Annotated in this window: 13 protein-coding genes; 9 read left to right on the top strand and 4 right to left on the bottom strand. The window is 63.6% G+C overall.

Annotated elements, in window-relative coordinates; translation table 11 throughout:
• Window positions 1–5 precede the first annotated feature (5 nt).
• Together pcaG and pcaH are read right to left on the bottom strand one after the other, a co-directional pair.
• On the bottom strand, window positions 6–593 hold the full coding sequence (pcaG, locus tag PQR53_RS22885) for a protocatechuate 3,4-dioxygenase subunit alpha (RefSeq protein ID WP_408458781.1): 588 nt from the start codon (window positions 591–593) through the stop codon (window positions 6–8).
• 3 nt (window positions 594–596) lie between these two features.
• Window positions 597–1,301 carry a protocatechuate 3,4-dioxygenase subunit beta gene (gene pcaH / locus PQR53_RS22880; RefSeq protein WP_408458778.1) on the bottom strand — a complete coding sequence of 235 codons (705 nt, stop codon included), beginning with the start codon at window positions 1,299–1,301 and terminating at the stop codon, window positions 597–599.
• Window positions 1,302–1,408: 107 nt separating this feature from the next.
• On the opposite strand from pcaH, the gene pcaQ reads away from it, so the two are divergent.
• Together pcaQ and PQR53_RS22870 are read left to right on the top strand one after the other, a co-directional pair.
• Window positions 1,409–2,407, top strand: a complete 999-nt coding sequence (gene pcaQ, locus PQR53_RS22875) for a pca operon transcription factor PcaQ (protein ID WP_408458775.1) — start codon at window positions 1,409–1,411, stop codon at window positions 2,405–2,407.
• A gap of 213 nt (window positions 2,408–2,620) precedes the next feature.
• Window positions 2,621–3,754, top strand: a complete 1,134-nt coding sequence (locus PQR53_RS22870; RefSeq protein ID WP_408458772.1) for a 4-hydroxyphenylpyruvate dioxygenase family protein — start codon at window positions 2,621–2,623, stop codon at window positions 3,752–3,754.
• A 72-nt stretch (window positions 3,755–3,826) separates the two neighbouring features.
• On the opposite strand, the gene PQR53_RS22865 is transcribed toward PQR53_RS22870, so the two are convergent.
• Window positions 3,827–4,759: a LysR substrate-binding domain-containing protein gene (locus PQR53_RS22865; protein WP_408458769.1), complete on the bottom strand. Its 933-nt coding sequence runs from the start codon at window positions 4,757–4,759 to the stop codon at window positions 3,827–3,829.
• 168 nt (window positions 4,760–4,927) lie between these two features.
• Between PQR53_RS22865 and PQR53_RS22860 the strand changes: the two genes are divergently transcribed.
• Window positions 4,928–5,965: a DUF1338 domain-containing protein gene (locus tag PQR53_RS22860; protein WP_408458766.1), complete on the top strand. Its 1,038-nt coding sequence runs from the start codon at window positions 4,928–4,930 to the stop codon at window positions 5,963–5,965.
• Window positions 5,966–6,017: 52 nt separating this feature from the next.
• Window positions 6,018–9,023, top strand: coding sequence for an FAD-binding and (Fe-S)-binding domain-containing protein (locus PQR53_RS22855; RefSeq protein WP_408458763.1), 3,006 nt, complete (start codon window positions 6,018–6,020; stop codon window positions 9,021–9,023).
• A gap of 9 nt (window positions 9,024–9,032) precedes the next feature.
• Here PQR53_RS22855 and PQR53_RS22850 read toward each other — a convergent pair whose 3' ends face one another.
• Window positions 9,033–9,665 (bottom strand): helix-turn-helix domain-containing protein, encoded by a 633-nt coding sequence (locus PQR53_RS22850; RefSeq protein ID WP_179739262.1) that lies wholly within the window; start codon window positions 9,663–9,665, stop codon window positions 9,033–9,035.
• Window positions 9,666–9,893: 228 nt separating this feature from the next.
• On the opposite strand from PQR53_RS22850, the gene PQR53_RS22845 reads away from it, so the two are divergent.
• From PQR53_RS22845 to PQR53_RS22825, 5 genes are all read left to right on the top strand, one after another.
• Window positions 9,894–10,856: a 4-hydroxyproline epimerase gene (locus PQR53_RS22845; RefSeq protein WP_408459050.1), complete on the top strand. Its 963-nt coding sequence runs from the start codon at window positions 9,894–9,896 to the stop codon at window positions 10,854–10,856.
• A complete protein-coding gene (locus PQR53_RS22840) occupies window positions 10,853–12,013 on the top strand; it encodes an NAD(P)/FAD-dependent oxidoreductase (protein WP_408458759.1) in 1,161 nt (386 codons plus the stop codon). The genes PQR53_RS22845 and PQR53_RS22840 overlap by 4 nt, the downstream gene beginning before the upstream one ends.
• Window positions 12,006–12,272, top strand: coding sequence for a 2Fe-2S iron-sulfur cluster-binding protein (locus PQR53_RS22835; RefSeq protein WP_408458756.1), 267 nt, complete (start codon window positions 12,006–12,008; stop codon window positions 12,270–12,272). The genes PQR53_RS22840 and PQR53_RS22835 overlap by 8 nt, the downstream gene beginning before the upstream one ends.
• On the top strand, window positions 12,269–13,546 hold the full coding sequence (locus PQR53_RS22830; protein ID WP_408458753.1) for an FAD-dependent oxidoreductase: 1,278 nt from the start codon (window positions 12,269–12,271) through the stop codon (window positions 13,544–13,546). Before PQR53_RS22835 ends, PQR53_RS22830 begins: the two co-directional genes overlap by 4 nt.
• 193 nt (window positions 13,547–13,739) lie before the next feature.
• Window positions 13,740–14,660, top strand: coding sequence for a dihydrodipicolinate synthase family protein (locus PQR53_RS22825; RefSeq protein ID WP_408458750.1), 921 nt, complete (start codon window positions 13,740–13,742; stop codon window positions 14,658–14,660).
• The last annotated feature ends 6 nt before the right edge of the window (window positions 14,661–14,666 follow it).

Here is a 14,666-nt window from a genome sequence, read left to right as displayed (position 1 = left end):
CCGCGTCAAAGGTCGAAAAAGACGGTTTCCTTGTCGCCTTGCATATAGATATCGAACCGGTACACATTGGCCGTATCCGCTTCGCGGCGCGCGATCAGCGTGCCGCGCCGGTCCGCCGGAACTGCTGCGAGCACGGCATCCCGTTCGTTAGCCTCGGCTTCGTCCTCGAAATAGACGCGCGTGAAGGTGTGCAGCAGCATGCCGCGCATCGTCACAACCACATTCAGGTGCGGCGCTTCGTCGGGGCTGGCGCGGCCGGGCTTCACCGTTTCGACTACAAAGCGCTTTTGCGGATCCGTCCCCGTGCCGACGCGGGCGAAGCCGCGGAAACCCGTCTTCTGGATTTCCTCGCGCGATTCCGGGTAGTGGCCTTGCGCGTCCACTTGCGACACTTCCAGCATGGCATCGCCGATCACCTGACCGTCGCCGTCGAACACCTGGCCGACAATCGTGATGTGCTCGCCGGCCGCTTCACGATCGGCCAGAACCGGCGTGAACAGGCTCTTGAAGTCGAAGTCGTATTGCTGCGGGCACAGACCGTAGGCGAAGTACGGTCCAACCGTTTGCGAAGGCGTTTGCTTCAGGGTGGTCATGGCTTAGCGCTCCATCGGGGTTTCGTTGCGGCCGCGCAGCACGATGTCGAAGTCGTAGCCGAGCGCATAGGCCTCTTGCGTCGTATCGAGCGAGAAGTTTGCAATCAGGCGGTCGCGTGCCTGCTCCGGCGTACCCTGGAAAATCGGGTCGAAGGCCAGCAGTGGGTCACCGGGGAAATACATCTGTGTGACGAGGCGCGAGCCGAAATGGTCGCCGAACAGCGAGAAATGAATATGGTTCGGACGCCATGCGTTCGGGTGATTGCCCCACGGATAGGCGCCCGGTTTGATCGTCAGAAAGCGGTAACGGCCTTCGTTGTCGGTAATGCAACGGCCGGCGCCGAGGAAGTTCGGGTCGAGCGGCGCGTCGTGCTGGTCGGCCTTGTGCACGTAGCGGCCGGCGGCATTGGCTTGCCAGATCTCGACCAGCGTATTGCGCACCGGGCGGCCGCCTTCGTCGAGCACACGGCCGGTCACGATGATGCGTTCGCCCAGCGGCTCGCCATTGCGCACCGCATTACGCGTCAGATCGTGATCGAGCGCGCCGAGGTCTTCCGTGCCGTAGACCGGCACGCGCTGGTCGCGCAGTTTTTCCTTCAACGGAATCAGCGGGCGCGTTGGGCCGCGTTTGACCGAAGAACCGTAGCCGGGATAGACGTAAGCGGGGTGGGACGCGAAATCGCGTGCGCAGAGAAAGGACTCGTCCATCAGTGTCTCCTTCGAGGAATTGTGGGATACAGCTTGTGGAGTGACTTTATCTAACCTGCGCGGTTATGCAAAATGACGTTTTCGCCCTTTTCGTATAACCTGCCGTTATGCAACGCAGCCTCGCGGACAGCCGCGTCAAATTTCGTCATCTTCAGTGCTTTCTGGCCGTCGCCCAGTTCGGTGGTGTGCAGCGGGCGGCAGAAAGCCTGTCCATCACGCAGCCCGCGGTCTCCAAGACGGTTGCCGAACTGGAAACCATTCTCGGTGTGAAACTGTTCGAGCGCGGCCGTCACGGTGCCGTGCCGACCCGCGAGGGGCAGCTCTTCATGCCGCATGCGAGCGCCTGTGTCAGCGCGTTGCGGCAGGGTGTCGATTTGCTGGCGCATGCGGAAGGCGCAGCCGCCGCCACGCTCGAGATCGGCATACTGCCGACCGTCGCGGCTGCCTTGGTGCCACCCGTGTTGAAGCGGTTTGCCGCGCTTTGGCCGCGCGTGATCGTGCGTCTTGCTACTGGCGCCAACCCCGAATTGCTCGAACGCCTGAAGGCCGGCACGATCGAATTCGCGATCGGGCGCCTGGCGGACCCGGAACGGATGGTCGGGCTGAGTTTCGAGCAGCTTTTCAGCGAGCCGTTGATTGCCGTGGTCCGAGCCGGGCATCCGTTGGCTTTAGGCGCTGGCTTGCCAGCCACGTCGCTGGAGGATTTCCCGGTGGTGCTGCCGCCGTTCGGCACGCTGATCCGGCAATCGGCTGAAAGTCTGTTGAGCGCGTGGGGCGTGCCGCCATTGTCCGGGTTTGTCGAGGTGCTGTCGGTGTCGACGGGGCGTGCATTGACGCTCGAGAATGACGCGGTGTGGTTCGTGCCGCTGAGCGCGGTCGAATATGAGCTGGCGCATGAAATGCTGGTGCGTTTGCCCTTGCCGTTCGCTGGGACGGGCGAGCCCGTGGGGCTGATCCGGCGTTCGGACACCCAGCCGTCGCCGGTGGGCCGGGCGTTCATCGACGCCGTGCGCGAAGTTGCGCGGGAACGCATGGCGGCTGCTACCGGCAAGCCTGTGGCCAAACGGGCGTCGAAACGTGGCCGCGGCAGCACGCCGAAGGTCTGATTCACTGCGCGTGAACCATCCAGTACAAAATGAAGGTTGCGAACGTCCTCTTACCCGGTGTACAAACACGGTGCAAAAGCCGTCGCGCGCCGCATTGCTGCGGCACACCACGCAAGCGGTGTCACACTGCGAGTGATTGACACCACGCCCCGGCCAGCACCAACACCACGATCACTCGCAACAGCGTACGAAAGACTGCCCAAGGAGATTGCCATGCCCAGCGACTTGCCCACTCCAGACGCCGCGCTGCGCGCCGTGTCGGCGCCTGAGCACAATCCGCTCGGCACCGCCGGCCTCGAATTCGTGGAGTTCGCCTCGCGCGAGCCGAAGGCGCTCGGCGAGACCTTTACGAAACTCGGGTTCAAGGCGATTGCGCGCCATATCAGCAAAGACGTCACGCTGTATCGCCAGGGTGAGATGCACTTCCTGATCAACGCGGAGACGGATTCGTTCGCCGAGCGCTATGCGGAGGAATACGGTGCCGGCATCTGCGCGATCGGGATTCGCGTGGCTAATGCGCAGCGCGCCTTCGACCGCGCGATCGAACTCGGCGCGTGGGCGTTCGAAGGCGAGCGTCTCGGCGCGGGCGAACTGCTGATTCCGGCGATCCAGGGCATCGGCGATTCGCATATCTATTTCGTCGACCGTTGGCGCGGCCGTGGCGGCCAGCGCGGCGGGCTCGGCGACATCTCGATCTTCGACATCGACTTCCGGCCGATCGAGATCGATACCGCGCAAGCCGATCTGAATCACGCGGGCAGCGGCCTGATCGCGGTCGATCATCTGACACAAACGGTCGGTGAGGGCCGCATGCAGGAGTGGCTCGACTTCTATCGCGATCTGCTCAACTTCCGTGAGATTCACGAGCTGCACGCGAACTGGCATGTGTCGGCGGAATCGCGCGTGATGGTGTCGCCGTGCGGCGCGATCCGCGTGCCTTTGTATGAAGAGGGCACGCGCCGCACGAATCTGATGCATGAGTATCTGCCGGATCATCCGGGCGAAGGCGTGCAGCACATTGCGCTCGCCACCGACGACATCTTCGCGTGCGTCGAGCGGCTGCTGGCGAACGGCGTCGAATTTGTCGAGCCGCCGCCGCGCTATTACGAGCAACTCGATGCGCGCCTGCCCGGTCATGGGCTCGACGTCGAGCGGCTCAAGCGCACGCATGTTCTGGTGGATGGCGAGATCGCCGCCGATGGCGTGCCGATGCTGTTCTTTCAGACCTTCGTGCGACGCGGCGCCGGCGAGATCTTCTTCGAGGTCGTGCAGCGGCAAGGGCATCATGGTTTTGGCGAAGGCAATCTAAGCGCGTTGGCGCAAGCACGCGAGCAAGCCGGCGCTTAGCATTTACCGCGCTTACCGCTTACCGCTTACCGCTTACCGCTTACCGCCGACCGCCGACCAATCGCCACGAAATCAACCGCTATCCGGAGTGCCGGCAAGCCCTGGATTCACCTCGCTATACGCCGCCGCCGCCCGCAACAGCCACTCGCGAAAGCTCGTAAGTGGCTTGCCGTGGCTCAACTCAGTCGGATAGACGAGGTAGTACGCCGAGTCGGCGACTGCGGGCGCGTCGAGCGGCATCACGAGTCCGAGCTGTCCAAGCTGCGTATCGACGAAAAAACGCGGCACCAGCGCGATGCCGAGACCGGCTGCAGCTGCGCTGATCAGCATGGTGTGGAGTTCGTAGCGGACCCCTTGCATCGTCCGGTTATCGTCCACGCCCAGATTGGCGAACCACGACGCCCAGCCGTGTGGCCGTGTAGTGGAATGCAGCAGCGGATAGTCCAGCAGATCGGCCGCCGTCTCAACGGGCCGCGTCAACAGACTGGCTGCACACACTGGCACGACTTCCTCGCTGAACAGAAAATCCGCCGAGGTGCCCGGCCAGGTTGGTTTGCCGTAATGAATCGCCGCTTCGAAATGCGTCTCGGCGAACGCGAACGTGCCGGTGCGCACGCCCATGTTGACCCGCACATCCGGGTACTGCGCATTGAATGCCGTCAGCCGCGGAATCAGCCATTGCGACGCGAACGTCGGCAACACCGCCAGTTCCAGATAACCGCCGCCGCTGCCATGCGCGATGATCGACAGCGTGTCGCGATCCAGTTGTTCCAGCGAGCGCCGCACCTGCGCGCTATAGACCTTGCCGGCCTTGGTCAGTACCACGCGCTGTTTGACGCGCACGAACAGCCGCACGCCGAGATTGTTCTCCAGCGTATTGATCTGCCGGGACACCGCGCTTTCGGTGAGGAAGAGTTCGCGCGCCGCATGCGTGAAGCTCTCGTGCCGCGCGGCGGCTTCGAACGCGAGCAGCGCGCCCATGTTGGGAATCTTGAACTTTCGCATGTTGATTCCAAAAGCGCATCAAGTGGCGATTTTATCTCGCTTTACGGATGGGCCGTGGATTTCAATAATCTCGCATCCAACGATGCCCCGCGAGCGTCCTGAAGCCACGCCGGTTGGCCACCTTCAAACGTACCGCAGCGCACTCACCGCTCCCCGCCCGGAACCGATATGCGAAACCTCAAGAATGCGAATGTCGAACAATTGCTGCTGAAACTGCTCGGCGCAGAGAAAACCGCAAGGCTGTTCACCACGCTGAACCATCCGCGGATTCTCAACGAATGGGAGGACGGCACCGTCACCCGCGCCGAACTGGCGCAGGCGATGAACATGGCGCTGTTCGAAGACCTGTTGGCGCGCTCGGCGAATGGCCGCCAATACACCGAGGAGACGATCGCCGCGGGCGGCAGCGTCTACTTCGACCATGGCGCATTGCGCACGGTGCGCTGGACCTCGAGCGGCGCGTTGCCGCCGGGTGAAGCTGCCTTTGCGCGCATCCTGCGGCCGCTCGGCTTCAGCATCAACGGCCGTTATCCGCTCGATCGTCTCGGCATGACCGGCCGCGCTTGGGCGCACGACGATGCGCCCGACGAGATCGCCCAGTTCTTCGTCAGCGAATTGCACCCGGAGCGTTTTTCGACGGAATTCCAGCAGGCAGTGACGAACGTGATCGGCGCCTCGCTCGATCCGTTGACGCCGCAAGCCGTTAGTCAGCTGTGGGAGCTGGAGCGTGAAGGGGTGCTGCCGCTCGAGACGGCACACGCGTTGCTGCCGGTCATCGTCGGCGCGTTCGCGCGTCAGCACGAGACACCACGCGAAGCCGATTACGAAGTATTGTTGAAGGAATCGGCGGAAATGGCGTGGATCGCAACCGAGGGCAACGCTTTCAATCACGCCACCGATCGCGTCACGGACGTGTTCCAGCTTGCCGACGACGAAAAGGCGAAGGGTCGTCCGATGAAGCCGGAAGTCGAGCGTTCGCGTTCGGGTCGCGTGTTTCAGACTGCGTACCGCGCGGACACCGTGCGGCGCGAACTCCGCGCGGCCGACGGCAGCATCGTGACGCGCGAGGTGCCGGGCTCGTTCTACGAGTTCATCACGCGCAAGCGCACCTTCGATCAGGACGCGCGCCGCTGGGAAACGGACCTGCGTTTCGACGCGGGCAACGCCCAGGGCATCTTCAAGATGACCGCGAGTCAGGCGGCCTGATGCGTTGTTCAGGCCAACGCGCGGGCATTGGACACGAGACACGAGGGACGCAGTGGGAACGTCATTAGAGGAAGAGCAGGGCGCGAGTGTGAATGCTTTGTTGAGCGATGCTGCTGACAGCACGTCAAGAAAGCCGCGCGTCGCCACGCCCTTTTCGAGTACTGCCGCCGTCATGCAGGCGCTCGAAGCCGACTTGCGCCGCAACGTGCGCGGCGAAGTGCGTTTCGATCAGGGTTCGAAAGCGCTGTATGCCGCGGATGCGTCGAACTACCGGCAAGTCCCGCTCGCCGTGGTGGTACCGTCGGACGTCGACGATCTGTTGGAAACGCTCGCTGCCTGCCGTCGCAATGACGTGCCGTTTCTGCCGCGCGGCGGCGGCACCTCGCAGAACGGCCAATGCGTGAACGTCGCGGTGGTGGCCGACGCGAGCAAGTATGTGAACCGCGTCGTCTCGGTCGATCCTGTCGCGCGTGTGGCGATCGTGGAACCCGGCGTGGTGTGCGACACCTTGCGCGACGCCGCCGAAGCGCACGGCCTCACGTTCGCCCCCGATCCGGCCACGCACAGTCGCTGCACGCTCGGCGGCATGATCGCCAACAATTCGTGCGGCGCGCATTCGGTGATGGCCGGCAAGACGGTCGAAAACGTCGAAGCGCTGGAAATCGCGACCTTCGACGGCGCGCGTTTCTGGGTCGGCCCGACTTCGGATGACGAACTCGAACGCATCATCTCGGCAGGTGGCCGCAAGGGCGAAATCTACGCCGCGCTCAAGCACCTGCGCGACACCTACGCCGAGCAGATCCGCGCGAAATTCCCGCGGATCAAGCGGCGCGTGTCGGGCTTCAATCTCGATCAACTGCTGCCGGAGAACGGTTTTAACGTCGCGCGTGCGCTGGTCGGCACCGAGGGCACATGCGCCGTGACCTTGCAGGCGAAAGTGCGGCTCGTGAAGAGTTCGGCGAAACGCGTGATCGTCGTGGTCGGTTTCACCGATATCTACGTCGCCGCGGACGCCGTGCCGCATTTCATGCGCTGTGGTCCGATCGCGATCGAGGGGCTCGACCGCGCGATCATCCGCGGTTTGCAGGCACGTGGTTTGAAGAAAGACGAAATCGCGCTGCTGCCAGAAGGCGATGCATGGGTTGTGCTCGAATTCGGCGCGGACACCCACGAGGATGCGGTACGTCAGGCGGAAACCGCCGCGGCGTATTTCCTGTCGGGCGAAGCGGGGCCGGAGGTCTCGGCGATCCTCGTCGAAGATCGCGCGTTGCAGGCGAAGGTATGGTCGATTCGCGAGACGGGCGCGTCGGCGGTGGCGTTGTCGGTGGATTCGGACATGCCCGATCCGGTGGTCGGCTGGGAAGATGCGGCGGTCGATCCCATGCGCCTCGGCGATTATCTGCGCGCGTTCCAGGCTTTGGTGGATCGTTATGGCTACGAGACGAGCCTGTATGGTCATTTCGGCGATGGCTGCGTGCACGCGCGTATTACCTTCGATCTGCGCAGCGTCGCAGGCGTCGCGACATGGCGCAAGTTTCTGCGCGAGGCGGCGGAACTGGTGGTCGAATTTGGTGGCTCGCTCTCGGGCGAACATGGCGACGGCCAGGCCAAGGCCGAGTTCCTGCCGGTCATGTACGGCCCCGAACTGATGCACGCGATGGAGCAGTTCAAGGCGATCTGGGACCCGGCCAATCGACTGAATCCCGGCAAGGTCGTGCACGCCTATCGCGCCGACGAAAACCTGCGCATGGGTCCGGCGTACAAGCCGGTGACCCTGCAAACGAAGCTCACGTTCGCGAGCCAGGAAGGTGACGGCTTTCAGCGCGAGATCGAGCGATGCATCGGCATGGGCAAATGCCGCTCGCTCGAAGGCGGCACGATGTGCCCGAGTTATCGCGCGACGCGTGAAGAGAAGTATTCGACGCGTGGCCGCGCGCATCTGTTCTGGGAAATGCTGCAAGGCGACGTGATTGCCGGTGGCTGGCAAAGCCGCGAAGTGAAAGAAGCGCTCGATACGTGCCTGGCATGTAAGGGCTGCAAATCCGATTGCCCGACGCACACGGATATGGCTTCATACAAGGCGGAGTTTCTGGCGCATTACTACGAGACGAATCGTCGGCCGCGTCAGGCGCTGTTTATGGGGCGGATTGGTGAGTGGGCGCCGTGGGCGGCGAGGTTTCCGCGGCTGACGAATTTCATGACGTCGGCGCCGGGCCTGGCTGCGGTTGGCAAGTGGCTTGCCGGGGTGGCGCAAGCGCGTGAGTTGCCGAAGTTTGCCAAAGAGACGTACCGGCAGATCGCGCGGCGTGCGCCTCACGCCGCTGATTCTGGCGAAAAGGTCAGGAAAGTCATCCTGTGGGTCGATACCTTCAACGATCACTTCACGCCTGAGATCGCGCAGGCCGCAGCCGATGTGCTGACGCAAATGGGCTGGCATGTCGTGCTGCCGAAGAATCGTTTGTGCTGTGGACGTCCGCTGTATGACTTCGGTTTGCTCGAGCGTGCGCGTGAGTTGCTGAGCACGATTCTCGATGACCTCGGGGACGATATTGCCGCCGGTGTGCCGCTGGTCGGTCTCGAGCCGGGTTGTTTATCGGTGTTCAAGGACGAGTTGTTGAAACAGTTCCCCGGCCATGTTTTGGCGAAGCAGTTGTCGGCGCAGACTTTTCTGTTTTCCGATTTCGTTGCACGTCAGCCGTTCGAGTGGCCGACCCTTGCAGCCGACGTGATCGTGCATGGGCATTGTCATCAGAAGGCGCTGTTCGGTATGCAAGGCGATACCGCGCTGCTGAAGAAACTCGGAGTGAACTGGACGTTGCTCGATACGGGATGCTGCGGGATGGCGGGATCGTTCGGCTTTAACGACGAGCATCACGCGCTTTCGGAGAAGATCGGCGAAGACAGGCTGTTTCCGGCTGTGCGCGCTGCCGCCGCGGCGAATGCGGACACGATTGTGCTGACGAATGGTTTCAGTTGTCGTGAGCAGATCCAACAGGGAACCGGGCAACACGCGATGCATATCGCGCAACTGGCGCAGCGGGCGCTGGCGGCGCGGTGAGCGCCGCCGTTATTTCTTCGCCGATTCAACCGTGGCCAGGGTCTGCGGAATGTCGGCGCTGGTCGCCATCCACAGCACTTCCGCGTCTTCGTCGCTGGTGGATACCGCGGCGTGGCCGGTGCGGCTGTCGAAGTACAGGCTGTCTCCAGCATTCAGATGCGTCGGTGCGTACAACTCGGAATAAAGGCACACGCTGCCGCTGATCACGTACAAAAATTCTTCGCCTTCGTGACGGCCCCAGTCGTCGAACGCGTCGAGCGTGTGCGCCGAGATGCGGATGCGGAACGGCAGCATCGCTTTGTGCGCGAGGTCGGTGGCGAGCAACTCCATCTGATAGCCGCGATAGGCGTGACGCTGGCCCTCGTTTTTACGCGTCAACGCGCGGCGGCCGCTTGCGCTGACTTTGGGCGTCGAACCGAATAGCTCGCCGATTTCGATCTGCAAGCCGAGGACAATCTTCTGCAGGACGTCGAAAGTGGGGGACATCAGGCCGTTTTCGACTTTGGAGAGCGTGGAGCGGGAGACGCCACAGAGGCGGCTCGCGGTTTCCAGCGTCAGGTCCTGCGCCTGACGGGCGGCGCGCACGCGCCGGCCGAGGTCGGTTGTCGATTGATCGGCGGGTTTGGTGAGGTGGGTGTCCATGGGCTTGCTGCTTCAAATGCACGCTTTGAGGGGCGATCGGTGTTTCCGATAATAACATTTGGCCGGTGCCGCTCTGGTTGGCGAGCGATATGTCCGCCTATCGAGCAACTTTTCCCATCGGAAACGTAGGGCGTCGAGATTGATATGCGATCGGTGGCCGCGCTATGCCGAAATCGTCATCGAAACCGGGCCGATGGCGCAAGACAGCGCGTAGCGCCACGCCCTACGATTGCTGCCATGAAAACACTGACCACAATCGACTCCCACACCGGCGGTGAACCCACCCGCCTTGTGATTTCCGGCGGCCCCGAACTGGGTCATGGACCGTTACAGGAACGCCTTGCCCTGTTCCTGCGTGATTTCGACCGCGTCCGCGCGGGCGTCGTCAACGAGCCGCGCGGCTCCGACGTCATGGTCGGCGCGCTGCTGTGCGAGCCGCATGATCCGGCTTGTTCGGCGGGCGTCATCTTCTTCAACAACGTCGGCTTTCTGGGCATGTGCGGCCACGGCACGATCGGCCTTGTGGTCTCGCTGGCCCATTTGGGCCGGATCGAGCCGGGTGTGCACCGCATCGAAACGCCGGTAGGTGTCGTCGAAGCCGAACTGCATGCCGACCGCAGCGTCACCGTTCGCAACGTGCCGGCGTATCGCTATCGACATGCGGTACCAGTCGATGTGCCCGGCCTCGGCCGCGTGCACGGCGACATCGCGTGGGGCGGCAACTGGTTTTTCCTCGTATCCGATCACGGGCAGACGCTGGATCACAGCCGCATCGACGAATTGACGGACGCCACCTGGGCGATCCGGCGGGCGCTGGAAGCCAACGGTATCGTCGGCGAAGGCGGCGCGCTGATCGATCACATCGAACTGTTCGCCGATTCGGACCGGCCCGGCATCGACAGCCGCAATTTCGTGCTGTGTCCGGGCAAGGCCTATGACCGCTCGCCGTGCGGCACCGGCACGAGCGCCAAGCTCGCCTGCCTCGCGGCGGACGGCGTGCTGGCACCGGGCGCGCTGTGGCGCCAGGAGAGCATTATCGGCAGCGTGTTCGAGGCGCACTACGACACGGATCCAGCACTGCCCGCAGGGCAGATTCGGCCGCGCATCCGGGGCACCGCGCACGTCAACGCGGAATCCAGGCTGCTCTTTTCCGACGACGATCCGTTCGCGTGGGGCATCCGCGCGTCATGAAGCGGTCGAACGGTCGGCCGGACGTCGTGGTGATTGGCGCGGGTATCGTCGGTGCTGCTTGTGCCTACGAGCTCGCATTGCAGGGCCTCGACGTGCTGGTGGTCGATCGCGCGGGCGTCGGCGGTGGCGTGACGGCGGCCGGCATGGGCCACCTCGTGGTGATGGACGATTCGCCTGCCGAGTTCGTGCTCAGCGCCTGTTCACGTGCGCTGTGGCTCGCGCTGGCGCCGCGCCTCGATGTGCGTCATGCGTTTGTGCGCAGCGGCACGCTATGGGTTGCCGCCGACGACGAGGAGTTCGCGCTGGCGCGAAATCGCCAGCGCGCGCTGCAACAGCAGGGCATCGATTGCGCGACGCTCGACGCGCAGCAAGTGCGCGAAGCCGAGCCCGCGTTACGGCACGACCTATACGGCGGGATGATCGTGCCCGACGACGCGGTGGTCTACGCGCCGGCCGTCGCGGCCTGGTTGCTCGCGCAACCTGTTGCCGGACGGATCGTGCAACGTCTGGATACCGAAGTAATCGGTATCGAACGTGAAGGCGTGCGTCTCGCGGACGGAGGTTTCATTGCCGCCGGTGCCGTGCTGCTGGCCAACGGCCTGCAGGCGACGACACTGTTGCCGGGCTTGCCGTTGCAGGCAAAGAAAGGCCATCTGCTGATTACCGATCGCTACCCCGGCACGATCCGGCATCAAATCCTCGAATTGGGTTACATCAAGAGCGCGCACAACCAGAGCGGCACATCGGTCGCTTTCAACGTGCAGCCGCGCCCCACTGGCCAGCTGCTGATCGGCTCGTCGCGTCAGTTCGACAGCGTCGATCCGAACGTCGAACCGGCGATCCTCGCGCGCATGCTGCGGCGTGCAGTCGACTACTTGCCTGAACTGGCCGGCCTGAATGCGATCCGCGCGTGGACCGGTTTTCGTCCGGCATCCAGTGACGGTTTGCCCTTGATCGGCCCCGCTGGATTCTTTGCAGACGACAACGCAATGCATCCAGCGACATGGCTTGCGGTTGGACATGAGGGATTGGGCGTGACCACCGCGCTCGGTACGGCGAAGCTGCTCGCGTCGCAGATGCTGGGCCAACCGGCGCCGTTCGACGCCACGCCTTATCTGCCCGCAAGGTTCACGCACTCAGGGACCGTCCATGCATAAACCGATCACACTCGACATCGACGGACAGCACGTGAAGGTGACAAACGGCTGCACGGTGGCCGCCGCTATCGCGATCGCTCGTCGGGACGCAATGGGCGTAACACGCCGCTCGGTCAGCGGCGAATTGCGTGCGCCGCTCTGCGGGATGGGTATTTGCCAGGAATGCCGGGTCACGATCGACGGTGTTCGTCATCGGCTCGCCTGCCAGACGATCTGCGCGGCAGGTATGTCGGTTGTAACTGCTGGAGCGGCCCGATGAATTTCGACGTACTTGTGATTGGCGCCGGCCCCGCCGGACTCAGCGCCGCGCAGGCCGCATCGATGCGTGGCGCAACGGTAGGCGTCGTCGACGATAACGCGTTGCCAGGCGGACAGATCTGGCGACAAGGACCGCAGTACCCGGCGAGCGGAACGGCGCGTGCCTTGCTCGCAGACCTGGGCGCGCGTCAGCACGTCGCGTTGTTGAGCGGCGCGCGCATCGTGCAGGCGCTATCGACACACACGCTGCTCGCCGAGCGGGATGGACGCGCGTTGACGATCGGTTATCGCAAGCTGATCGTCGCGACTGGTGCACGTGAACGCTTTCTGCCGTTTCCTGGTTGGACCTTGCCGGGCGTCACGGGCGCGGGCGGCTTGCAGGCGCTGATCAAGGGCGGCACGCCGGTGAGAGGCGAGCGCATCGTGATCGCCGGCAGCGGTCCGCTGCTGTGGGCGGCCGCTATGACGGCGCGTATGCAGGGCGCGCACGTCGTCGCGTTGGTCGAGCAGGCTTGCGCGGCGTCGGTGGGACGCTTTGCCCGCTCGCTGGTTCGAACGCCGGCCAAACTGCTGCAGGCGGCGCGTATGCGTGCCGGCCTGTGGAGGACACCGTATCTGCTCGACGCATATGTCAGCGAAGCGACCGGCGGCGCAAGTGTGCACGAGGTGCGCGTGACCCAGGCGGGCAGCGACCGGTTGATTGCCTGCGAGCGCCTTGCCTGTGCGTATGGCCTGTTGCCGAATACCGGCATCGCGGCCGCGCTAGGGTGCCGCGTCGACACGCAAGGGCCGGTGGACGCGATTGCGGTGGATGAATGGCAGGCCACCTCGGTGCCGGCCGTGTTCGCCGCGGGCGAATGCACGGGTGTGGGGGGCATGGAGTTGTCGGCGGTGGAGGGCAAGATTGCCGCGCTGGCGGCCGTCGGCGAGTTCGAGCGCGCTCGAGCGCTGTTTGCCGAACGGGCGCGCTATCGGCGCTTTGCGCAGCACATGCACGAGGCGTTCGAACTGAACCCGCGCCTGCGCACACTCTCAACACCGGACACGCTGGTTTGCCGCTGCGAGGACGTGCCCTATCGGGAGATGGCGCAGCACGCTTCATGGCGCGACGCGAAACTGCACACGCGTTGTGGCATGGGTCCATGCCAGGGAAAAGTGTGCGGCGCCGCAGCTGCGTTCTGTTTCGGCTGGCAGCGCAGCGGCGAGCAGATGCTGCGTCCGCCATTCTCTCCGGTGCGCATTGAAACGCTGCTCCAAGTCGGATCCGACGCGTAATTTTTCCTTCAATCGGCCCTGTGACATTCATGCCTGACCTGGTTCTTCCCGATTCGAACTGAGTTTCGACTGTGCAGATTTCATCTCTTTCGTTCGCGAAAAACCCCAAGCCCCGATCCGGATAAAACCCGATACTCATTCACATATTCAACATGCGTCGGCAAGACCGACCTTTACGAAGGAGATTTGTACCGTGAGCCGCAACGCTATCCAATGGAGCGGGGTGTTTCCCGCCGTCAGCACCCAGTTCAGGCCGGACTTTTCGCTTGATGTCGATGCAACGCATCGTGTGGTCAGCAATCTGGTCAAGGACGGCGTGTCGGGCCTCGTGGTCTGTGGCACGGTCGGTGAGAATACGTCGCTCAGCACCGCTGAAAAGATGGCGGTGATCGAAGCCGCGCGCGACGCGGCCGGCGGCAAGGTACCGGTGATTGCCGGCGTCGCCGAGTTCACCACTGACTTCGCGCGCCAGACTGTGCGCGAAGCCGCGCGCGTGGGTGTCGACGGCGTGATGGTGATGCCGGCTCTCGTCTATTCAGCCAAGCCGCACGAGACCGCCGCCCATTTCCGCGCGGTCGCCACCGGTACCGATCTGCCGGTGATGATTTACAACAACCCGCCGATCTACAAGAACGACGTCACGCCCGATGTACTGATCGCGTTGCAGGACTGCGAAAACATCGTGTGCTTCAAGGACTCGTCGGGCGATACGCGGCGTTTCATCGATCTGCGCAATGCGGTCGGTGACCGCTTCGTGCTGTTCGCGGGACTCGACGACGTGGTCGTGGAAAGTATCGCGGTCGGTGCCGAGGGCTGGGTGTCGGGTATGTCCAATGCTTTCCCGAAGGAAGGGGAAACGCTGTTCCGCCTCGCGAAGCAGAAGCGCTTTGATGAAGCGCTGGCGCTGTATCGCTGGTTCATGCCGCTGTTGCATCTCGATGCGCGTCCCGACCTCGTGCAATGCATCAAGCTGTGCGAGGAACTGCTCGGGCGAGGCAGCGCGGTCACGCGGCCACCGCGCCTCGCGCTGCAAGGCGAGACGCTTGACGAGGTCAAGCGCATCGTCGAAAAAGCGCTCGCAACGCGGCCGACGCTGCCGGACGTCGGCCTTTAAGCACAC

Source organism: Paraburkholderia fungorum (genome assembly GCF_046027605.1).
Lineage (GTDB): Bacteria > Pseudomonadota > Gammaproteobacteria > Burkholderiales > Burkholderiaceae > Paraburkholderia > Paraburkholderia fungorum_F.
This window is presented reverse-complemented; position numbering and strand designations above follow the sequence as displayed.

What these genes read in the sequence shown, in the direction of transcription:
- pcaG (WP_408458781.1), bottom strand. Translation starts at nt 593, where the DNA reads ATGACCACCCTGAAGCAAACGCCTTCGCAAACGGTTGGACCGTACTTC.
- pcaH (WP_408458778.1), bottom strand. Translation starts at nt 1,301, where the DNA reads ATGGACGAGTCCTTTCTCTGCGCACGCGATTTCGCGTCCCACCCCGCT.
- pcaQ (WP_408458775.1), top strand. Translation starts at nt 1,409, where the DNA reads ATGCAACGCAGCCTCGCGGACAGCCGCGTCAAATTTCGTCATCTTCAG.
- PQR53_RS22870 (WP_408458772.1), top strand. Translation starts at nt 2,621, where the DNA reads ATGCCCAGCGACTTGCCCACTCCAGACGCCGCGCTGCGCGCCGTGTCG.
- PQR53_RS22865 (WP_408458769.1), bottom strand. Translation starts at nt 4,759, where the DNA reads ATGCGAAAGTTCAAGATTCCCAACATGGGCGCGCTGCTCGCGTTCGAA.
- PQR53_RS22860 (WP_408458766.1), top strand. Translation starts at nt 4,928, where the DNA reads ATGCGAAACCTCAAGAATGCGAATGTCGAACAATTGCTGCTGAAACTG.
- PQR53_RS22850 (WP_179739262.1), bottom strand. Translation starts at nt 9,665, where the DNA reads ATGGACACCCACCTCACCAAACCCGCCGATCAATCGACAACCGACCTC.
- PQR53_RS22840 (WP_408458759.1), top strand. Translation starts at nt 10,853, where the DNA reads ATGAAGCGGTCGAACGGTCGGCCGGACGTCGTGGTGATTGGCGCGGGT.
- PQR53_RS22835 (WP_408458756.1), top strand. Translation starts at nt 12,006, where the DNA reads ATGCATAAACCGATCACACTCGACATCGACGGACAGCACGTGAAGGTG.
- PQR53_RS22830 (WP_408458753.1), top strand. Translation starts at nt 12,269, where the DNA reads ATGAATTTCGACGTACTTGTGATTGGCGCCGGCCCCGCCGGACTCAGC.